Source organism: Mesorhizobium sp. CA6 (genome assembly GCF_020165035.1).
Classification (GTDB): Bacteria; Pseudomonadota; Alphaproteobacteria; order Rhizobiales; family Rhizobiaceae; genus Mesorhizobium.
Map to the genome: position 1 here is coordinate 1 of NZ_JAIUHI010000023.1, position 20,140 is coordinate 20,140.

The 20,140-nt window shown below is 63.7% G+C and carries 16 protein-coding genes; 14 read left to right on the forward strand and 2 right to left on the reverse strand.

All coding sequences use genetic code 11. From position 1 onward, the window contains the following. Nucleotides 1–95 precede the first annotated feature (95 nt). Nucleotides 96–1,142 (reverse strand): LacI family transcriptional regulator, encoded by a 1,047-nt coding sequence (locus LB526_RS26280; protein ID WP_095769304.1) that lies wholly within the window; start codon nt 1,140–1,142, stop codon nt 96–98. A gap of 384 nt (nt 1,143–1,526) precedes the next feature. On the opposite strand from LB526_RS26280, the gene LB526_RS26285 reads away from it, so the two are divergent. From LB526_RS26285 to LB526_RS26320, 8 genes are all read left to right on the forward strand, one after another. Next, nucleotides 1,527–2,765, forward strand: coding sequence for an ABC transporter substrate-binding protein (locus LB526_RS26285; RefSeq protein ID WP_095769227.1), 1,239 nt, complete (start codon nt 1,527–1,529; stop codon nt 2,763–2,765). A gap of 85 nt (nt 2,766–2,850) precedes the next feature. Next, nucleotides 2,851–3,744, forward strand: a complete 894-nt coding sequence (locus LB526_RS26290; protein ID WP_224548181.1) for a carbohydrate ABC transporter permease — start codon at nt 2,851–2,853, stop codon at nt 3,742–3,744. After that, complete coding sequence (locus LB526_RS26295; RefSeq protein WP_224548178.1) at nt 3,737–4,669, forward strand: carbohydrate ABC transporter permease; 933 nt, start codon at nt 3,737–3,739, stop codon at nt 4,667–4,669. Before LB526_RS26290 ends, LB526_RS26295 begins: the two co-directional genes overlap by 8 nt. A 2-nt stretch (nt 4,670–4,671) precedes the next feature. Continuing rightward, nucleotides 4,672–5,772 (forward strand): ABC transporter ATP-binding protein, encoded by a 1,101-nt coding sequence (locus LB526_RS26300; protein ID WP_224630335.1) that lies wholly within the window; start codon nt 4,672–4,674, stop codon nt 5,770–5,772. Between the two features lie 24 nt (nt 5,773–5,796). Then, the gene (locus LB526_RS26305; protein WP_224630300.1) at nt 5,797–6,549 is read left to right on the forward strand and encodes a sugar phosphate isomerase/epimerase family protein; all 753 of its coding nucleotides are present in this window, start codon (nt 5,797–5,799) and stop codon (nt 6,547–6,549) included. 5 nt (nt 6,550–6,554) lie between these two features. Next, complete coding sequence (locus LB526_RS26310; RefSeq protein WP_224630301.1) at nt 6,555–7,697, forward strand: Gfo/Idh/MocA family protein; 1,143 nt, start codon at nt 6,555–6,557, stop codon at nt 7,695–7,697. A 112-nt stretch (nt 7,698–7,809) separates the two neighbouring features. Further along, nucleotides 7,810–8,856, forward strand: a complete 1,047-nt coding sequence (gene mgrA / locus LB526_RS26315; RefSeq protein WP_140635586.1) for an L-glyceraldehyde 3-phosphate reductase — start codon at nt 7,810–7,812, stop codon at nt 8,854–8,856. Nucleotides 8,857–9,001: 145 nt separating this feature from the next. Beyond that, complete coding sequence (locus LB526_RS26320; protein ID WP_042640862.1) at nt 9,002–9,406, forward strand: Fur family transcriptional regulator; 405 nt, start codon at nt 9,002–9,004, stop codon at nt 9,404–9,406. Nucleotides 9,407–9,646: 240 nt separating this feature from the next. Here LB526_RS26320 and polA read toward each other — a convergent pair whose 3' ends face one another. Then, nucleotides 9,647–12,613 (reverse strand): DNA polymerase I, encoded by a 2,967-nt coding sequence (gene polA / locus LB526_RS26325; RefSeq protein ID WP_224630302.1) that lies wholly within the window; start codon nt 12,611–12,613, stop codon nt 9,647–9,649. A gap of 426 nt (nt 12,614–13,039) precedes the next feature. Here polA and LB526_RS26330 point away from each other — a divergent pair, with 426 nt between their 5' ends. The 6 genes from LB526_RS26330 to LB526_RS26355 all read left to right on the forward strand — a co-directional run bounded on the left by LB526_RS26330 (nt 13,040) and on the right by LB526_RS26355 (nt 20,120). Next, on the forward strand, nt 13,040–14,425 hold the full coding sequence (locus LB526_RS26330) for a M20/M25/M40 family metallo-hydrolase (protein ID WP_224630303.1): 1,386 nt from the start codon (nt 13,040–13,042) through the stop codon (nt 14,423–14,425). A gap of 136 nt (nt 14,426–14,561) precedes the next feature. Then, complete coding sequence (locus LB526_RS26335; RefSeq protein ID WP_224630304.1) at nt 14,562–15,182, forward strand: ribonuclease D; 621 nt, start codon at nt 14,562–14,564, stop codon at nt 15,180–15,182. Between the two features lie 39 nt (nt 15,183–15,221). After that, nucleotides 15,222–15,428 carry a hypothetical protein gene (locus tag LB526_RS26340; RefSeq protein WP_224630305.1) on the forward strand — a complete coding sequence of 69 codons (207 nt, stop codon included), beginning with the start codon at nt 15,222–15,224 and terminating at the stop codon, nt 15,426–15,428. A 61-nt stretch (nt 15,429–15,489) separates the two neighbouring features. After that, nucleotides 15,490–15,636: a hypothetical protein gene (locus LB526_RS26345; protein WP_095769237.1), complete on the forward strand. Its 147-nt coding sequence runs from the start codon at nt 15,490–15,492 to the stop codon at nt 15,634–15,636. Nucleotides 15,637–15,684: 48 nt separating this feature from the next. Then, nucleotides 15,685–17,652, forward strand: a complete 1,968-nt coding sequence (locus LB526_RS26350; protein WP_224630306.1) for an acyltransferase family protein — start codon at nt 15,685–15,687, stop codon at nt 17,650–17,652. A gap of 191 nt (nt 17,653–17,843) precedes the next feature. After that, nucleotides 17,844–20,120: a transglycosylase domain-containing protein gene (locus LB526_RS26355; protein WP_224630307.1), complete on the forward strand. Its 2,277-nt coding sequence runs from the start codon at nt 17,844–17,846 to the stop codon at nt 20,118–20,120. Nucleotides 20,121–20,140: the final 20 nt, after the last annotated feature.

A 20,140-nucleotide genomic window follows, 5' to 3' on the forward strand; every position in this document is an offset into this window, starting at 1 on the left:
GCTTCCGGTGCTCACGTACTTTAAGTACGCTCCGCTCCGGTTCTCGGAAGCCACCATTTTCGACTCGGCCTGACCTGCCCCTCAAGTCGCGCCAATCAACCGCGGTAAGGCAAAACCTCGCTCGGCGTGCTGAGCGATTGCAGCGTGCCTGGATCGGCGCCGCCGATCCAGCCGAGCACGGCGCGGGCGAGCTCGGAACCGGCGAGCCGGAAATTCTCGTTGACGACGAGCAGCTCTCGCCGGAACAGATGCAGCAGTTCCGACGATTGTTTCGACACCACGTCGACGTCGCGGCCGAGCTTCAGCCCGGCATCCTCGATGCCGGCCACGATGGCGAGCGTCGCGGCGGCGGCGCTGCTGACGAAGCCGTCCGGACGGTCCTTGCGCCGCATCAATTGCGCGGTCCGCATCCTGATCTGCTCGATCGACTGATCGATGGAGACGGTGTTGAACGGCACCTCGCTGGCACCCACCTCGCTCAGCGCATCGGCAAAGCCGGCGACCGTATGGCCGTGATAGGTGAGGCCGACCGGAGGCGTCACCAGGGCAAGCCGGTTGCGGCCCCTGCCGGCGAGGTAGCGGACGGCTTCGCCGGCAAAGGCATAATTGTCGAAGTCGTGATAGGGATGCACCAGCCCCATGTCGGTGCGACCATGCGTGGCGAAGGGAATGCCGCGCTCCAGCATATAGCGCGCCCGTGGATCGTTGGGCTGGGTGCGCGAGATGATGACGCCGTCGGCCGAGCCCGTCTCGACCAGATAGCGCACCGGGTCCAGCGGATCCTGCGAGCGCGAATAGGGCGTGACGATCAGATGGTAGGGCGTGTCGGCGATCACCTCGGTGACGCCGTAGATGATGTCCGAGACGAAGCTCATGAGCTCGTGCTCGGTGTTCAGCACAAGCGATATCACGTTGGTCTTGCCGGTTCTCAAGCGCACGCCGGCGCGGTTCGGGCGATAGCCGATCTGCTTGGCGACGAGCTGGACGCGGCGCCTGGTCTCGGCGCCGATCTCGGGCGCATCCTTCAGCGCGCGCGAGACTGTCGTGACGCCCAGCCCGGTCATGAAGGCAAGCGTCTTCAACGTCGGCCGTTCCTTGCCCGACGTGTCGTCGTCGCCCTTCTTCGTTATCCGTCTATCCATCGTCCCGCCCGTCAGGCGCATAGCAGTCGCGGGGCCGACCGGCAATCGTGCGGCGGTGACATTTGCGCGACCTTCAGTTTGCGGCTCGGCTCAATATACTGAAACGTTACAGATTGCCAATCTTCGTGATCAACCGGCAAGGTCGCGCCGCCGGCATCGCGGATGCGGAGAGGAGCCGAAAGTCGCTGGAATCACAAAGAAATATCGGTATGGGCCTGCTTTTGGCACCAATCGACTGATCTGATACCGGCGTTGCCGCCTCGGGAGAAAGATTTTGTTCGCGTCGCGAAAAAATCTTGGCCGGCCTCAAGGCGAGGGGTTGCCTAGGCGGATCATTTGCCGTATCGAAAATCTGTAACGTTTCAGATTCTGGGAGGAGCCGAAATGCGATACAAATTCCTGACTGCTGCCTTTGCCGCGACAGTTGCGCTCAATTTCGCCGGTCCGGCGGCCGCGACCGACCTGGAAGTCACCCATTGGTGGACTTCCGGCGGCGAGGCGGCAGCGGTGGCCGAGCTTGCCAAGGCATTCGACGCGACGGGCAACCACTGGGTCGACGGCGCCATTGCAGGCTCCGGCGGCACGGCGCGGCCAATCATGATCAGCCGCATCACCGGCGGCGATCCAATGGGCGCCACCCAGTTCAACCACGGCCGCCAGGCCGAGGAGTTGGTGCAGGCCGGGCTGATGCGCGACCTCACCGATATCGCCACCAAGGACAAGTGGACGGAGATCGTGCGGCCGAAGAGCCTGCTCGATAGTTGCACCATCGACGGCAAGATCTATTGCGTGCCGGTCAATATCCATTCCTGGCAGTGGCTGTGGCTGTCCAACGAGGCCTTCCAGAAGGCCGGCCTGCCTGTGCCGAAGGACTGGAATGAATTCGTGGCGGATGCGCCGGCGCTGGAAAAGGCGGGCATCATTCCGCTCGCGGTCGGCGGACAGGCCTGGCAAGCCTCGGGCGCCTTCGACGTGCTGATGGCCGCGACCGGGGGCACCGACACGTTCCTCAAGGTCTACAAGGACAAGGATGCCGCGTTCGCGGCAGGCCCGGAGATCGCCAAGGTGTTCAAGGCGGCGGACGACGCCCGCAAGATGGCCAAGAACACCAATGTGCAGGACTGGAACCAGGCCACCAATCTGGTCATCACCGGCAAGGCCGCCGGCCAGATCATGGGCGACTGGGCGCAGGGCGAGTTCCAGGTTGCCGGCAAGACGGCCGGCAAGGACTATACCTGCCTGCCCGGCCTCGGCCTGAACGAAGTCATCGCCACGGGCGGCGATGCCTTCTACTTCCCGCTGCTCAAGGATGAGGCAAAGACGAAGGCGCAGGCGGTGCTCGCCGAGACCTTGCTCGATCCGAAGACCCAGGTCGCCTTCAACCTCAAGAAGGGCTCGCTGCCGGTGCGTGGCGACGTCGACCTCAACGCGGCGAACGACTGCATGAAGAAGGGCCTCGCCATCCTCGCCAAGGGCGCCGTCATGCCGTGGACGGACCAACTGCTTTCGCAGGACAGCCAGAAGCAGAAGGAGGACCTGTTCTCCGAGTTCTTCGCCAAGCCGGACATGACGGTCGAAGAGGCGCAGAAGCGCTTCGCCGCCATCATCGCTTCGGCCGATTGATCTACCGGCGCCCCGCCAGCTCCCGGTCCCTGCCTAACAGGGGTCGGGAGCATCATGTCCTCATTGCCCCAGCCCGGCTGTCGAGATGAGCAATAGCGAACGTCCCAACCAGCTTTTCCGTAACCTCAATGCGAAGATCGCATCGATTCCGATGGTGCTCACCGCGCTTGTGGTGTTCGTCGGCGGCACGGCCTGGACGGTTCTCTACTCCTTCACCAATTCGAAGCTGCTGCCACGGCTCAACTTCGTCGGCCTCGACCAGTATTATCGGTTGTGGGCGACGCCGCGCTGGCTGATCTCGATCGAGAACCTCCTGATCTATGGCGTGATCTCGCTGGTGTTCTCGCTGGTGATCGGCTTCGTCCTGGCGGCGCTCCTCGACCAGAAGATCCGCTTCGAGGATACGTTCCGCACCATCTTCCTCTATCCCTTCGCGCTCTCCTTCATCGTCACCGGGCTGGTCTGGCAATGGCTGCTCAACCCGGATTTCGGCATCCAGCGCGTCGTGCGCGACCTCGGCTGGACGGGCTTCAGCTTCGATCCGCTCTATAATTCCAGCATAGTCATCTACGGCATTTCCATCGCCGCGCTTTGGCAGGGCACGGGGCTGATCATGTGCCTGATGCTTGCCGGCCTGCGCGGCATCGACGAAGACATATGGAAGGCGGCGCGAGTGGACGGCATCCCGATGTGGAAGACCTACGTGTTCATCGTCATCCCGATGATGCGGCCGGTCTTCATCACCACGCTGGTCATCATCGCCGCCGGCATCGTCAAGGTCTATGACCTCGTCGTGGCGCAGACCAGCGGCGGGCCGGGAATCGCCTCCGAAGTGCCGGCAAAATACGTCTACGACTACATGTTCTTCGCCCAGAATCTCGGCCAGGGTTTCGCCGCCTCGACCATGATGCTGCTCTCGGTGATGATCGTCATCGTGCCATGGGCCTATCTCGAATTCGGAGGCCGCCGGCGTGGTTGATGTCGCTGCCTCCCCATCCGATGCGGGCGTCCTTCGGCGCGACGAAGCCGGGCCTGCCGGCGCGAAGCCGCGGCATGCGCTCTCGCGCCGCAACATCTTTCTCTACGGCACGCTGATCGTCGTGGCGCTCTATTACCTTTTGCCGCTCTACGTGATGATCGTCACGTCGCTGAAGGGCATGCCGGAAATCCGCCTCGGCAACATCTTCTCGCCGCCGGTGGAAATCACCTTCGAACCCTGGGTGAAAGCCTGGGCGACCGCCTGCACCGGCCTCAACTGCGACGGGCTCTCGCGCGGTTTCTGGAATTCGGTGCGCATCACCGTGCCGTCGGTGCTGCTGTCGATCGCGATCGCCTCGGTGAACGGCTATGCCTTGGCCAACTGGCGCTTCAAGGGCGCCGACACCTTCTTCATCATCCTGATCGTCGGCGCCTTCATCCCCTACCAGGTGATGATCTACCCGATCGTCATCATCCTGCGCGAGATCGGCATATACGGCACGCTGACCGGCCTTGTGATCGTGCATTCGATCTTCGGCATGCCGATCCTGACGCTCTTGTTCCGCAACTATTTCACGTCGATGCCGGAGGAACTGTTCCGCGCGGCGCGCGTCGACGGCGCCGGCTTCTGGGGCATTTATCTGCGCATCATGCTGCCGATGTCGCTGCCGATCTTCGTCGTCGCCATCATCCTGCAGGTCACCGGCATCTGGAACGACTTCCTGTTCGGCGTCGTCTACACGCGCCCCGACACCTATCCGATGACGGTGCAGCTCAACAACATCGTCAATTCGGTGCAGGGCGTGAAGGAATACAACGTTAACATGGCCGCGACGATCCTCACCGGACTCGTTCCGCTCATCGTCTATTTCATTTCCGGCAAGCTCTTCGTGCGCGGCATCGCGGCCGGCGCAGTGAAAGGATGATGATGGCAGCGGCAATCGCCAATCCCAGCGTGTCGATCCAGGACCTGTCGCTCAATTTCGGTGTGATGTCGGTGCTGAAGACGCTCAATCTCGACGTCGCCGAGGGCGAGTTCATCGTGCTTCTGGGACCGTCCGGCTGCGGCAAATCCACCTTGCTCAACTGCATAGCCGGCCTGCTCGACATTTCGGAAGGTCGCATCTTCATCAAGGGCAAGAACGTCACCTGGGAGGAGCCTAAGGACCGCGGCATCGGCATGGTGTTCCAGTCCTACGCGCTCTATCCGCAGATGACGGTGGAGAAGAACCTGTCCTTCGGTCTGCGCGTTGCGGGCCTGGCCAAGGACGAGATCGCCAAGCGCATCGCACGCGCCGCCGAGATCCTGCAGATCGAGCCGCTGTTGCAGCGCAAGCCCTCGGCGCTCTCCGGCGGCCAGCGCCAGCGCGTGGCGATCGGGCGGGCACTGGTGCGCGACGTCGACGTCTTCCTGTTCGACGAGCCGCTCTCCAACCTCGATGCCAAGCTGCGGGCGGAACTGCGCGTCGAGATCAAGCTGTTGCACCGCAAGCTCGAAAACACCATGATCTACGTCACCCACGACCAGATCGAGGCAATGACGCTCGCCGACCGCATCGCGGTGATGAAGGGCGGCGTCATCCAGCAACTCGACGCGCCGCAGACCATCTACAACCGTCCGGTCAATCGCTTCGTTGCCGGCTTCCTCGGCTCGCCGGCGATGAACTTTGTCGACGGCCATTTGGAAAACGCGGATGGCCGCTGGCATTTTCTCGCCGATGGTCTGAAGGTTCCACTCAGTACCTATGATTTCGATCGGCAGCCGGAACCCGGACCAGCCGTGTTCGGCATCAGGCCCGAACATGTGAGTCTGAACAGCGGCGCCGGCTGGCCATTCTCGGCGGCCAGCAAAGTCGAAGTGGTGGAACCTATGGGCTCCGACACGCTGGTCTGGCTGCAGCTCGCCCAACAGAAATTCAGCGTCCGGGTTACCTCGGAGCGCACGCCCCGGAATGATGAGGCGGTGACCGTCGGCTTCGATCCGATGCGCGCTTCGCTCTTCGATGCCCAGACCGGCAACCGCCTTTAACCTCCCAAGCAGAACGGACAGGACATGAACTGGTCATTCCAACTCTACAGCGCTCGCAATTTTCAACCATGGAACGACGTGGTGAAAATGCTCGGCGAGCTCGGCTACAGCCAGGTCGAAGGCTTTGGCGGCGTCTATGACGACCCGAAGGCGTTTCGCGCCGAGCTCGACAAGAACGGGCTTGCGATGCCGACCGGGCATTTCTCGATCGAGGCGCTGGAGAACGATTTCGACGGCGTGCGCAAGATCGCCGACGCGCTCGGCATCAGGCTTGTGATCTGCCCCTATCTGATGCCCGATCAGCGCCCGTCCGACGCCGCCGGCTGGCGCGGCTTCGGCGAGCGCCTGGCCAAGGTGGGCGAGGCGGCAAAAAAGGCCGGCTACGGCTTTGCCTGGCACAACCATGATTTCGAGTTCAAGGCGCTTGCGGACGGCTCGCTGCCGCAGGACCACATCCTGTCCGCGGCACCGGACATCGGCTGGGAAATGGACGTCGCCTGGGTGGTGCGCGGCGGCGCCGATCCGCTGCCCTGGATCGAGAAGCATGGCAAGCGGATCGTTGCCGTCCACGTCAAGGACATGGCGAAGCCGGGCGAGGGGCTGGACGAGGACGGCTGGTCCGATGTCGGTCACGGCACGATCGACTGGGCGGGCCTGTTCAAGACGTTGCGCGCCAAGAGCGCGGCGCAGTATTTCGTCATGGAGCAGGACAACCCCAACGACATCGAGCGCTATGCCCGCCGCTCAATCGCAGCAGCCAAGAGCTGGCAGGAGTAATCGAAATGGCAGAGAAACTTGGCATCGGCGTCATTGGCTGCGGCAACATCTCGAAGGCGTATTTCTCGCTGGCGCCGCTGTTCCGCGGCATCAAGATGCGCGCCTGCGCGGATATCAACATGGAGGCCGCGAAAGCGCGGGCGAAGGAGTTCAAGCTGCGCGCCGAGACGGTCAACGACCTGCTCAAGGACGACGAGATCGACATCCTCGTCAACCTGACGGTTCCGGCGGTGCACTACGAAATCTCCAAAGCGGTGCTCGACGCCGGCAAGCATGTCTATTCGGAAAAGCCGTTCGTCTTGTCGATCGAGGAAGGGCTCGATCTCAAGAAACGGGCCGAGAAGAAGGGCCTGCGCATCGGTTCGGCGCCGGACACCTTCCTCGGCGGCGCGCACCAACTGGTCCGCGATCTCATCGACAGCGGCAAGCTGGGCGCGATCACCAGCGGCACCTGCCATGTGATGGGCCATGGCATGGAGCACTGGCACCCCAACCCGGATTTCTTCTTCCAGCCGGGCGCCGGCCCGGTGCTCGACATCGGGCCATACTATGTCACCAACCTGATCCAGTTGATCGGGCCGGTGAAGCAGGTGGCCGCCTTCGCAACGACGCCGGCCAAGGAGCGCACCATCAGCTCCAAACCGCGGGCGGGCGAGAAGATCCCGGTGAACACGCCGACCACCATCCATGCGCTGCTCGAATTCGCGAATGGCGCGGTGATCACGCTCAACACCTCCTGGGACGTCTGGAGCCATGGCCACGCGCCGATGGAGCTCTACGGCGAATTGGGCACCGTCTTCGTGCCGGATCCGAATTTCTTCGGCGGCGATGTACGCTTCACCGACTCGGCCAAGCCGGTGAAGAGGCTGCCCAAGTGGAACCATCCGTTCGGCGTGCCGAACGAGATGCACGGCCAGGGGATGATGGCTAATTATCGCACCGCCGGCCTTGCCGACATGGCAATCGCGATTGGCGAAGGGCGGCCGCACCGCTGCTCGATGGAGCTGGCGCTGCACGCCGTCGATGTCATGACAGGCATCCTGCGCTCGGGCGAAAGCGGCAAATATGTCGCCATGCAGACGACTTGCGAGCGGCCGGCCGCGCTCGGCGTCAAGGACGCGAAGGCGTTGCTGGCGAAGAAAAAGTAGGTGGCAACCCCTCTCCCCGTTCCGGCCGGGAGAGGGTAAGGGTTAGGGGCAAGCATCGATTCAAATCAGGTTGGCGATGGTCGCCGCGCCGTTTCGATCCCAAGGATTCCCTATGCCCTATGTCGCCGCCGAAAATCGCTACGAGAAGATGATCTATAACCGCTGCGGACGGTCCGGCCTGAAGCTGCCGGCGATCTCGCTCGGGCTATGGCACAATTTCGGCAACGATACGCCGCACAGGACCAAGCAGGCGATCGTGCGCAAGGCCTTCGATCTCGGCATCACGCATTTCGATCTCGCCAACAATTACGGCCCGCCGCCCGGCTCGGCGGAAACCGCGTTCGGCGAGATTCTGCGCACCGATTTCGCCGCCTATCGCGACGAGATGATCATCTCGACCAAGGCCGGCTACGAGATGTGGGCCGGTCCGTACGGCGAATGGGGCAGCCGCAAATATGTGCTGGCCAGCCTCGACCAGAGCCTCAAGCGAATGGGGCTCGACTATGTCGATATCTTCTATTCGCACCGTTTCGATCCCGAGACGCCGCTGGAGGAGACGATGGGCGCGCTCGACCACGCGGTGCGCTCGGGTAAGGCGCTCTATGCCGGCATCTCCTCCTACAACTCGCAGCGCACGCGGGAAGCAGCCGACATTTTGCGCCAGCTCGGCACCCCTTGCCTCATCCACCAGCCGAGCTATTCGATGCTCAACCGCTGGGTCGAGGAGGATGGGCTGCTCGACACGCTGGAGGGGCTCGGCATCGGCTCGATCGTGTTCTCGCCGCTGGCGCAGGGCATGCTGACCGACAAATATCTCGGCGGCATCCCCGAGGGCAGCCGCGCATCCCAGGGCAAGTCGTTGCGACCGGCCTTCATCAACGACAAGTCGATCGCCAACATCAAGGCGCTCAACGCCATTGCCGGCCGCCGCGGCCAGACCTTGGCGCAGATGGCGCTGGCCTGGGTGCTACGCAAAGGCCGCGTGACCACGGCGCTGATCGGGGCCAGCCGGCCGGAACAGGTCGAGGATTGCGTCGGCGCGCTCAAGGCGCTCGAGTTCTCCGACGCCGAGCTCGCCGAGATCGACAGCCACGCCCGCGAGTCCGACATCAACCTCTGGGCGGCTTCGGCCGAACGCAAGGGACCGCCGCGCAAGTAGCGATCAGCTGGCGAACCATCTCGTCGGCGCGCGCACCAGAAGGGATGCGCTGCGGAAACAGTGGCAAAATCGCTTGTTCGTCGTTATCTCAGGGGAATGGAAGTCGTTCGCGAGATCTGCCGCGAGCGTCGATTGGGCGAACAAGATGACGGCAAGAGATGCGCTGACCAAGAACCAGCTCTGCGTGCTCGAGAAGCTCGAGGCGTCCAGCGGACCGCTCAGCGCCTATACTTTGCTCGACCAGCTGCGCGAGCGCGGTTTCCGCGCGCCGCTGCAGGTCTACCGGGCGCTCGACACGCTGGTGAAGTCCGGCTTCGTGCACCGGCTCGAAAGCCTCAACTCCTTCGTCGCCTGCGCCGAGCCGCACGACCACAGCCATTCGATGACGGCCTTCGCCATCTGCGACAATTGCGGCCAAGTGACCGAGATGTCCGACCACGATGTCGGCCACCGGCTGGACGAATGGGTGCGCTCGACGGGATTTGCCGCCAAGAAGGCGGTGATCGAGTTTCGCGGTGTGTGCGCCAAGTGCAGGGCTGAGGCTGCGTAAGCCTTCACTTCGTCATACTAGGGCGGAGCAAGGAGCGAAGCGACGCGCGCAGACCCTAGTATCCATTCCGTGACATACACGCACCGCCACGGTGCAGAATCTGCATTGACAAGCGGCGTGCTCGGCAAGCTATCCACAACCGCCGCGCACTACGGCGCGCGTCGCGGCATGGATCCTCGGGTCTGCGCGCGTCGCTTCGCTCCTTGCTCCGCCCGTGGATGACGAACGAACGTGAGACGCCTAATGCGCCTCGTCCCAATTATCCGCGGCCCGCGCATCGACATGCAGCGGCACCGACATCGAGACCGCCGGCATCGGCGCATTCTCCATCACCTTGCGCACCACGGGGATCGTCGCCTCGACCTCCGCTTCCACCGTCTCGAAGATCAGCTCGTCATGCACCTGCAACAGCATGCGGGCGGAGAGCTTCGCCTTGTCCAGCGCTTCTTCCATATGCACCATGGCGCGGCGGATGATGTCGGCGGCGGTGCCCTGGAGCCTGGCGTTGATCGAGGCGCGCTCGTTGAAGGCGCGCACCGACGGGTTGGAAGCCCTTATCTCCGGATAGTGGATGCGGCGGCCGAAGATTGTCTCGACGAAACCGTTCTCCCGCGCATAGGCCTTGGTCTCCTCGATATAGTCCCGGATGCCCGGAAAACGCTCGAAATAGCGTTTGATGTAGGCGCCCGCCTCCTCGCGCGGGATCGACAGCTGGTTGGCGAGGCCGAAGGCCGAGATGCCGTAGATGATGCCGAAATTGATCGCCTTGGCGCGCCGGCGCACTTCCGAAGGCATGCCTTCGACCGGCACATTGAACATTTCCGACGCGGTGATGGCATGAATGTCGGCGCCGTCGGCGAAGGCCTGCTTGAGCTGTGGGATCTCGGCGACATGGGCAAGCACGCGCAATTCGATCTGGCTGTAGTCGGCCGAGACCAGCTTGTGGCCTTTCTCCGCAATGAAGGCGGTCCTGATCTTGCGGCCTTCCGCCGTGCGCACCGGGATGTTCTGCAGATTGGGATCGGAGGACGACAGGCGCCCGGTGGTGGTTGCTGCCAGCGCATAGGAAGTGTGGACGCGATTGGTGCCGGGGTTGATGAAACCGGGCAGCGCGTCGGTATAGGTCGACTTCAGCTTGGTGAGCTGGCGCCAGTCGACGATCTTGCGCGGCAGCTCGTGGCCCTCGGCGGCGAGATCTTCTAAAAGCTGGGCCGAGGTCGACCATTGGCCGGTCTTGGTCTTCGAGCCGCCTGGCAGCCCCATCTTGCCGAACAATATGTCGCCGAGCTGTTTTGGCGAGCCGATGTTGATGCGCTCGCCGACGATCCCGTAGATCTCTTCCTCGACGCGGGCCGCGCCTTGAGCCAGCTCGCCGGAAAGCCGCGACAGGATCTGGCGGTCGACCGAGATGCCGCGCTGCTCCATGCGGGCAAGCACGGGCACAAGCGGCCGTTCCAGACGCTCATAGACGGAAACGAGGCCCTTGGCGGCAAGCCTCGGCTTCAGCACCCGCCAGAGCTGCAGCGCCAGGTCGGCCTGCTCGGCAGCGTAGGCGGTCGCGCGTTCGATATCGACCTGATCGAAGCCGATGGCGCTCTTGCCCGAGCCGGCGAGCTCCTTCTTCGAGGCCGGCGCGTGGCCGAGCCACTTCTCCGACAGCGAGACGAGGTCGTGACCGCCGGATGTGCCGGCATCGAGCACGTAGGAGATCAGCATCGTGTCGTCGAACGGACCGATCTCGATGCCGTGCCGGCTCATCACGACAATGTCGTATTTCATATCCTGGACGATCTTGAGGACCGATCGGTCCTCAAGCAGCGGCTTCAGCAGCGCCAGCGCCTTGCGGACCGGGATCTGGTTCTCCAGCATGCCGCCGCCGAGCAGGTCGCCATTGCCGCTCTTGTGGGCAAGCGGCACATAGACGGCGCGGCCAGGCGCGAGCGCCATGGACAGGCCGATCAGGTCCGCCCGCATCGGGTCGGACGAGCTGGTCTCGGCGTCGAACGCAAGGACACCGGCCTCGCGGGCTTCGGCTATCCAGGCCTCGAGCGCGGCCGTGTCGCGAATGGGCGCATAGGCCGAAGGGTCGATCTTGCGGGCGGCTGCCTGCTCCAGCCGCAGGGCAGAGAGGAGCGATGGGGTATCGCCTTGCGGCGGCGCGTCCTCGCCCCTGACCGGCGCAGCCGGTTTTATGGCGTCGCCCTGTGTGGACGCGATCGGCCTTGGCACCGGCGGGGCGCCGGCGCCGACATCGGGGCCATGCGCGGTATCGGCGCGCTCGATGGTGACGGCGGTGGCCTGGACGTCGCCAATGTCGGTTGCGGTCGCTTCGGCGACGCGTCGGGTCAGTGTGGTGAACTCCATCGTCTTCAGGAAGCCGATCAGCTTCGGGCCATCCGGCGCATGCAGGACAAGATCGTCCAGCCCTTCCTTCAGCGGCACGTCGTTCTTCAACGTCACCAACTCGCGCGAGATGCGCGCCTTGTCGGCATTGGCGATGATGGTCTCGCGCCGTTTCTCCTGCTTGATCTCCGAAGCGCGCGCCAGCAGCCCGTCAAGGTCGCCGAACTGTTCCAGCAATTGCGCCGCGGTCTTCGGGCCGATGCCCGGCACGCCCGGAACATTGTCGACCGAGTCGCCGGTCAGCGCCTGCAGGTCGATCATCTTTTCGGGCGGCACGCCCCATTTCTCGATCACCTCGGGAATGCCGATCTGGCGATCCTTCATCGGGTCGTACATGCCGACCGTCGGACCGACCAACTGCATCAGATCCTTGTCGGAGGAGATGATGGTGGTATCAGCGCCGGCTTCGCAAGCCAGCCGGCAATAAGTCGCGATGATATCGTCGGCTTCAAAACCCTCCGTCTCTATGCAAGGGACATTGAAGGCTGCGGTCGCCTGGCGGATCAGGCCGAATTGCGGGATCAGGTCTTCCGGCGGCGCAGAGCGGTTGGCCTTGTATTCGGGGTAGAGATCGCTGCGGAAGGTTTTCGACGAATAGTCGAAGATGACGGCGAAATGCGTCGGCACCACGCCGACATCGGTGTTGCGGGCGTCCTGCATCAGCTTCCACACCATGTTGCAGAAGCCGAGCACGGCGCTGGTCGGCAGGCCGTCGGATTTGCGGTTGAGCGGCGGCAGCGCGTGATAGGCGCGGAAAATGTAGCCGGAGCCGTCGACGAGGAAGAGGTGATCGCCTTTTTTCATGCCGGCAGGGATAGCGCGGCCCGGCTTCGCGGTCCATGGCTAAGGCTGTGGAACCCACCGGTTCGGGCAACACCCCTGACACATCCTGTCCGGCTGGAAATTTGCCGCTCACGGGTATGTTACAAAAGTGTAATTTTCGTGCCCTTGAATCGCCATGTTCACAGACCCAAATACACGTCATCGGCAGTTTTTCGCCGAAGTCCGGAGTAAGGCCCGTCCCCCGCCTATCCCGGGCAAACTGCGGCAGCCTATCCCCCCTCTCCGGGCTGCCGCAACGTTTCGAGTAGAGACCGCCGTGGTTCCCCCTCCACCACGGCGGTTCTTTTTTGCCTTCAGGCAAGCCTTTGCCGCTTGGTCCAATGATCGCGGGCTTTTCGTTTTCGGCATGGCCCTTTAGGGTCTGCCCAAAATCGAAAGGCAAAAAGCATGTCCAGAATTTCCCCCGTCCTCGACCGTCTCGACCAGAATCTCGACCAGAGCCTGGAGCGGCTGTTCGGCCTGCTCGGCATCAAGTCAATCTCCACCGATCCGGCCTTTGCCGCCGATTGCCGCGCGGGCGCCGAATGGCTGGTCGCCGAGCTCAAGCGGATCGGCTTCGACGCCAGTGTGCGCGATACGCCCGGACATCCGATGGTGGTGGCGCATCATGAGGGACCGGCGGGCGCGCCGCATGTGCTGTTCTACGGCCACTATGACGTCCAGCCGGTCGATCCGATCGAATTGTGGGAAACCGATCCGTTCGCGCCTTCGATCAAGGAGATCGAGCACGGCCGCAAAGTGATCACCGGCCGCGGCTCGGCCGATGATAAGGGCCAGCTGATGACCTTCGTCGAGGCCTGCCGCGCGTGGAAGCAGGTGCATGGCAACCTGCCTTGCCGCGTCACCATCCTGTTCGAAGGCGAGGAGGAATCCGGCTCGCCGTCGCTGAAGCCGTTCCTGGAAGCCAACGCGGCCGAGCTGAAGGCGGATTTCGCGCTGGTCTGCGACACCAGCATGTGGAACCGCGAGACGCCGTCGATCTGCGTGTCGCTGCGCGGCATGGTTGGCGAGGAGATCACCGTCAAGGCGGCCAACCGCGACCTGCATTCGGGCCTCTATGGCGGTCCCGCCGCCAATCCGATCCGGATCCTGGCCAAGGTGTTGGCCGACATCCACGACAAGGACGGCCGCGTCACCATTGCGGGCTTCTATGACGGCGTCGAGGAGACGCCTTCGCAGGTGCTGAAATCCTGGGAGGGACTTGGCGAGACGGCCGAGACCTTCCTCGGACCGGTCGGCCTTTCCATTCCCGCCGGCGAGAAGGGCCGCTCGGTGCTCGAGCTCACCTGGGCGCGGCCGACCGCGGAATTCAACGGCATCATCGGCGGTTATACCGGCAAGGGTTTCAAGACGGTGATCGCGGCGCAAGCGTCGGCGAAAGTGTCGTTCCGGCTTGTTCACAAGCAGGACCCGAAGAAGATCCGCGCCGCCTTCCAGGCCTTCGTACGCGAACGTATCCCCGGCGACTGCTCGGTCGAATTCCACCCGCATGGCGGCTCGCCGGCGATCCAGCTTTCCTACGACTCTCCATTCCTGGCCAAGGCCAAGGATGCGCTGTCCGATGAATGGGAGAAGCAGGCGGTCACCACCGGCGGCGGCGGCTCCATTCCCGTGGTCGGCGATTTCCAGACCTATCTCGGCATGGAATCGCTGCTGGTCGGCTTCGGCCTCGACGACGACCGCATTCATTCGCCGAACGAGAAGTATGAGCTGACCTCGTTCCATAAGGGGCAGCGGTCCTGGGCGCGCATTCTCGACGCGCTGACCCGCTGAGCGAAAATCACGAAAACCTTGAAATTCAACTTTCTGTTGATTTTTCTTCGGATCGCGGCGAGGACGAATTAGCTAGCGCGAAGTGCCGCGGCGTTGCGAGGATGCGCAACGCCGCAGCCGCGACCGGGAGAAGAGAATGACCGATATCCGTTTCCACAAAAACGATCTGCCCGACCTGTCGCGATACAATGTCGGGGCGGTGGCCATCGACACGGAAACGCTGGGGCTCAACCCGCATCGCGACCGGCTCTGCGTAGTGCAGATCTCGCCCGGCGACGGCAGCGCCGATGTCATCCAGATCGCACCAGGCCAGAAGGAGGCGCCGAACCTCGCCAGCCTGCTGCGAAACAGCACGATCACCAAGCTGTTTCACTACGGCCGCTTCGACATCGCCGTGCTCTACCATGCCTTCGGCGTGATGGCCGAGCCGGTGTTCTGCACCAAGATCGCCTCACGGCTCACCCGCACCTATACCGACCGCCACGGGCTGAAGGATCTCTGCGGCGAACTGCTCGGCATCGGCCTGTCCAAGGTGCAGCAATCCTCCGACTGGGCGGCCGAAACGCTCTCGCCCGAACAGCTCGAATATGCCGCCTCGGACGTGCTCTACCTGCACAGGTTGCGCGAGGTGCTGGGCGCGCGCCTGGCGCGCGAGAACCGCACCAAGGAGGCGGATGCCTGCTTCCGTTTCCTGCCGACGCGCGCCAAGCTCGACCTTATGGGCTGGGCTGAGGAAGATATTTTCGCGCATAGTTGAGGGACGAAGGTCCGTCGACCCAGCCCGTGGAGAAGTGAAATGGCAGAGCGCAAACCGATCGCGAGCGCGCCCAAGGACGGCTCCAAAGTCACGATCATGTGGAAGGACCGAGAGGGCGTCATCAACGAATCCGTCGGGCAATATCGCGACGGCGGCTGGTGGGTCTACACCGACAGCGACACGCAGAAGAAAGTCGAACCGACGAGCTGGCGGCCGGCAACCGATGATGGGGATGACGGCCAGTAGGTGATCCTCACCTGCCAATTTTCAGGGCGGGTGCGAGGCTTGGCCGCAACAAGGGGGCGCAATGAGACAGAACACGCTCTATCTCATCATCGGGGCACTGGTCGCGATTGTCATCGCGCTCGGCATCTATGTCTATCGCGAGCAGACCAGGCCGAAAGGCGTCGAGCTCAAGATCGACGACAAAGGCATTTCGATCCAGCAGAATTGACCATGGTGGCCAGCCGGGAAACCGGCGCGGTGGGGGGCTAGACCGGCTTTGCGAGACGACATTGCGCCGGGGGGATTTCGGCCGGAGATACAGGGGCTGCGCGGGCTTGCCGTCGCCTTTGTGGTGATTTTCCACATCTGGCCGGCAGCGCTTCCCGGCGGCTATGTCGGGGTCGACATCTTCTTCGTCATCTCCGGCTTCCTGATCACCGGCCTGCTCACCCGCATGGCGCTGAGCGAGGACGGCATCTCGCTTATCGGCTTTTACACGCGCCGGGTCAGGCGGCTGCTGCCGGCGGCGATCGTCGCCCTCTTGGTCACGCTCGCGGGAACGCTGCTGTTCGTGTCGGACGCATGGTGGGAAGAAACCGCCAAACAGGTGATCGCAAGCGCGCTCTACATGCAGAACTGGCGGCTTGCCGAGCAGGCCGTGGATTATCTCGGCGCCGAGGACGCGCCGAGCCCCGTGCAGCATTTCTGGTCGCTGTCGATCGAGGAGCAGTTCTACATCGTCTGGCCGCTGCTGATGATGGCGGCGCTGTGGTGGGCCAGGCGTCGCGGACATTCACCGAAGCAGACGCTCGTCTTCGTGCTCGGCGTGGTCATGGCGGGCTCGCTCGCGGCTTCCGTCGCTCTCACCCGATCCGATCCGGCTTGGGCCTATTTCGTCACCCATACGCGGGTCTGGGAGCTGGCCCTCGGCGGGCTGCTGGCGCTGACCTCCGACCGCTTCAGGCCAAACGGCCGCGTGCGGACAGCGATGGTTGTCGCCGGCATCTTGGCGGCGCTCGCATCGGCGATGCTGTTTTCAAGGTCGACCGATTTTCCGGGTTTCAAGGCGCTGCTGCCGACACTCGGCACGACCTTGATCATTGCGGCCGGCAGCGTACGCATGGGCCGCTTCCGCGGCCTCGACATCGCCATGCTGCGCTATATCGGCGATCGCTCCTATTCGATCTACCTGTGGCATTGGCCGCTGATTATTTTTTACGCCGCGCAGCGCGGCGCCATCGACCTTGTTGATGGTGTTCTGCTGATCGTCGTCACCCTGATGGTTTCCGAACTCTCCTACCGCTTCGTCGAACAGCCCTATCGCCATTCGCGCTCGTCCCCGGCATGGCGGCCACTGCTCGACGGCACGGTGGCGGTGGGGTTGTGCGTAGCGGTGGCCGGCGGACTCGTCTACGCGATCGACCGGCAGCCCATCGACACCGGACTGATCGGAACGCTGAATTATCCGGGACCTGCTGCCTTGCTGGCGAATGCTGCCGTTCCCGACGCTGTCAAGCCATTGCCGCCCTTGAGCAAGATCGGCAGCGACGTGCCCGTCATCTACAGGATGAAGTGTCATCAGCAGCAGAAGGGAACCGACGCGACCGATTGCCAGCTCGGCGACCCGGCGGGGACGAGGACCATTGTCGTGATGGGCGATTCCCACGCGGCGCAATGGGTGCCGGCTGTCGACAAAATCGCCAAAGACAGAAAATGGAGGCTCGTCACCTTCACCAAGGCGGCATGCCCGGTAACCCGGGTCACCATCCTTGAAGACGGCAAGCCGTATCAGCAATGCGCGCTGTGGCGGGAGAAAGTTCTCGCCGAAATCGCCAAATTGAAGCCCGATTTCGTGATCACCAGCCAGAGCAACTATACCAGCGTTGCCCAGGGTGCGATGATTGAGGGATTGCGCAGCGTCTGGAGCGAGCTCACAAGTCAGGGCGTGCGCGTCGTCGCCATCCGCAACACACCTTTCAGCCTGTTCGACCCGCGCACCTGCCTGGGCACGGACCCGGCCAAATGCATCAATCCGCGCGCCGAGGTCGAACGGGAAAACATCTACGCGCTCGCCGCCCGGTCCGTGGCCGGGGTGACCTTGGTCGACATGAACGATGCGCTATGCAGCAAGGACAGCTGCCCGGCGGTGGTCGGCAACATCGTCGTGCTGCGCGACAACCATCATCTCACGGCAACCTACGCGCTGGCGCTGGCGCCCTATCTGGCCAAGGCAGCGGGACTTTGAGCAACGTCGCAATGAGACTGCCGCAGGGCCGTCGACCTGGCTGCGAACGACACCGCGAGACCGTTGGATTCAGAAAATCCTAAGGGTTTTCAAAAGGCTGCATAAACCCTGCTTTAACCCGCCCTTAAATCGCCGCATCTAGTCTTCAACCCGAACGCCATCGGCACCCGGGGGCAGGCTAGCAAGAGCGCATGGCGAACCGCAGAGACAGTCGCATCGAACCGAGCTTCGAGGAGGCGCCGCGCGCGAAATCCTCCGAAGGCTTTTCGGTGAGCGAGGAGGATCGCGTCGTGCCGCGCAGCCGTAAATCCACTGCAAAGGGCAGATCCGCAAAGAAATCACGCGGTCGCGGCCGCGACCGCAGCCGGCGGGGCTTGCTCGGCATCGCAACCCGCCTGGTCTACTGGTGCTTCGTGCTTTGTATTTGGGGCGGCATCGCGGCGGCCGGCATCGTCGTCTATTACGGTGCTAAGATGCCGGCGGCGACCACCTGGTCGATCCCCGACCGCGCGCCCAACATCAAGATCGTGTCGGTCGATGGCGGGCTGATCGCCAATCGCGGCATGTCGGGCGGCGAGGCCGTCGGCCTGCACGAAATGTCGCCTTATATCCCGCAAGCCGTCGTCGCCATCGAGGACCGCCGCTTCTATTCGCATTTCGGCATCGACCCGATCGGGCTTTCACGCGCCATGGTCACCAACGTTCTCGGCGGTCATTTCTCGCAAGGCGGCTCGACGCTGACGCAGCAGCTGGCCAAGAACCTGTTCCTGACGCCGGACCGCACGCTGGAGCGCAAGGTGCAGGAAGTGCTGCTCGCGCTGTGGCTCGAACACAAGCACAGCAAGGACCAGATCCTCGAAATGTACCTCAACCGGGTCTATTTCGGATCCGGCGCCTATGGCGTGGAAGCGGCTTCGCGGCGCTATTTCGGCAAGAGCGCGCGCGACGTGAGCCTTTCGGAGGCCGCGTTGCTGGCCGGGCTGCTCAAGGCGCCGTCCAAGCTTTCGCCGGCGCGCGACCCGAAGGCGGCCGAGGAGCGGGCGCAGCTCGTGCTCGCGGCCATGCGCGCGGAGGGCAAGATCAGCGACAAGGAATACAAGGTGGCGCTGAGCGCGCCGGCGACGCGCGCGCCGTCCTACTGGACCGGCTCCGAGAACTATGTCGCCGACACGGTGATGGAGGAGCTTCCCGATCTCATCGGCGAGGTGCGCGGCGACATCATCGTCGACACCACTGTCGACTTGACTCTGCAGAAGCTTGCCGAACAGTCGATCCGCCGGCTGATCGACGAAAGCGGCAAGAAGCTCAACGTCAGCCAAGGGGCACTCGTGTCGATCGACGATTCCGGCGCGGTGCGCGCCATGGTCGGCGGCTATGATTATTCGACCAGCCAGTTCGACCGCGCCTCGGAGGCGCGGCGCCAGCCCGGCTCGGCCTTCAAGCCGTTCGTCTACATGGCGGCGCTGGAGGCCGGCCGCACGCCGGACAGCATCCGCAACGACGCGCCGATCAAAATCGGCAAATGGACGCCGGACAATTACGGCGGCAAATACTACGGCAAGGTGACGCTGGCGACGGCGCTGGCCAAGTCGCTGAACTCGGTGGCGGCGCAGCTCACCATGGAAGTCGGGCCCGACGCGGTGGTGGAAGCCGCGCATCGCATGGGCATCCAGTCCGACCTGCAGGCCAACACCTCGATCGCGCTCGGCACCTCGGAGGTGACGCCGCTGGAGCTGACTTCCGCCTACGTTCCGTTCGCCAATGGCGGCTACAAGCCGGACGTCCATTTCATCCGGCGCATCACCACCGGCGAGGGCAAGGTGCTTTACGAGAACAGCGGCGGCAGCGCGCCGCGCGTGGTCAAGGCCGACACCGTCGGCATGATGAATTCGATGATGACCGGCACGGTCGAGATCGGCACCGCCAAGAAGGCGGCCTTCAATTGGCCGTCGGCCGGCAAGACCGGCACCAGCCAGAACTCGCGCGATGCTTGGTTCGTCGGCTACACCGCCAATCTCACCACCGGCGTGTGGTTCGGCAATGACGACGGCAGCCCGATGAAGAAGGTCACCGGCGGCGCCTTGCCGGCGCAGGCCTGGCATGAATTCATGGTGGCCGCGCATGAGGGCGTGCCGGTGCGGCCGCTGCCCGGCACCTGGAAGTCGACGCCGTCCGATACGATCGTGCCGGACGAGATCCCCTCGGCCGATGCCTCGCAGCCGCCGCCTGCGCCGCCCGCGGCTGTCGGCCAGTCACAGCCTGCTGCTCGATCGCAGCCTGTCGCCCAGGCGCCCGCGCGTCCGGTGCGGACCGCGCGACCTGCCGAGACCGTCGATGCCGCCGGCTTCGGCATGCCGAGCGACAGCGGCGAAACCGCCTCGATCAAGCATCCGGTGCCGCCCGGCAATGTCGGCGGCCCGACGAAAAAGCGCCAGACTTCGATCCTCGATATTCTGGGCGGGGGTTAGAGCGGCAACTTCGCCTCTCG

Excerpts from the sequence above, each read along its gene's own strand:
- LB526_RS26280 (WP_095769304.1), bottom strand. The coding sequence starts at position 1,142 with ATGGATAGACGGATAACGAAGAAGGGCGACGACGACACGTCGGGCAAG.
- LB526_RS26285 (WP_095769227.1), top strand. The coding sequence starts at position 1,527 with ATGCGATACAAATTCCTGACTGCTGCCTTTGCCGCGACAGTTGCGCTC.
- LB526_RS26290 (WP_224548181.1), top strand. The coding sequence starts at position 2,851 with ATGAGCAATAGCGAACGTCCCAACCAGCTTTTCCGTAACCTCAATGCG.
- LB526_RS26300 (WP_224630335.1), top strand. The coding sequence starts at position 4,672 with ATGGCAGCGGCAATCGCCAATCCCAGCGTGTCGATCCAGGACCTGTCG.
- LB526_RS26305 (WP_224630300.1), top strand. The coding sequence starts at position 5,797 with ATGAACTGGTCATTCCAACTCTACAGCGCTCGCAATTTTCAACCATGG.
- LB526_RS26310 (WP_224630301.1), top strand. The coding sequence starts at position 6,555 with ATGGCAGAGAAACTTGGCATCGGCGTCATTGGCTGCGGCAACATCTCG.
- mgrA (WP_140635586.1), top strand. The coding sequence starts at position 7,810 with ATGCCCTATGTCGCCGCCGAAAATCGCTACGAGAAGATGATCTATAAC.
- LB526_RS26320 (WP_042640862.1), top strand. The coding sequence starts at position 9,002 with ATGACGGCAAGAGATGCGCTGACCAAGAACCAGCTCTGCGTGCTCGAG.
- polA (WP_224630302.1), bottom strand. The coding sequence starts at position 12,613 with ATGAAAAAAGGCGATCACCTCTTCCTCGTCGACGGCTCCGGCTACATT.
- LB526_RS26330 (WP_224630303.1), top strand. The coding sequence starts at position 13,040 with ATGTCCAGAATTTCCCCCGTCCTCGACCGTCTCGACCAGAATCTCGAC.
- LB526_RS26335 (WP_224630304.1), top strand. The coding sequence starts at position 14,562 with ATGACCGATATCCGTTTCCACAAAAACGATCTGCCCGACCTGTCGCGA.
- LB526_RS26340 (WP_224630305.1), top strand. The coding sequence starts at position 15,222 with ATGGCAGAGCGCAAACCGATCGCGAGCGCGCCCAAGGACGGCTCCAAA.
- LB526_RS26345 (WP_095769237.1), top strand. The coding sequence starts at position 15,490 with ATGAGACAGAACACGCTCTATCTCATCATCGGGGCACTGGTCGCGATT.
- LB526_RS26355 (WP_224630307.1), top strand. The coding sequence starts at position 17,844 with ATGGCGAACCGCAGAGACAGTCGCATCGAACCGAGCTTCGAGGAGGCG.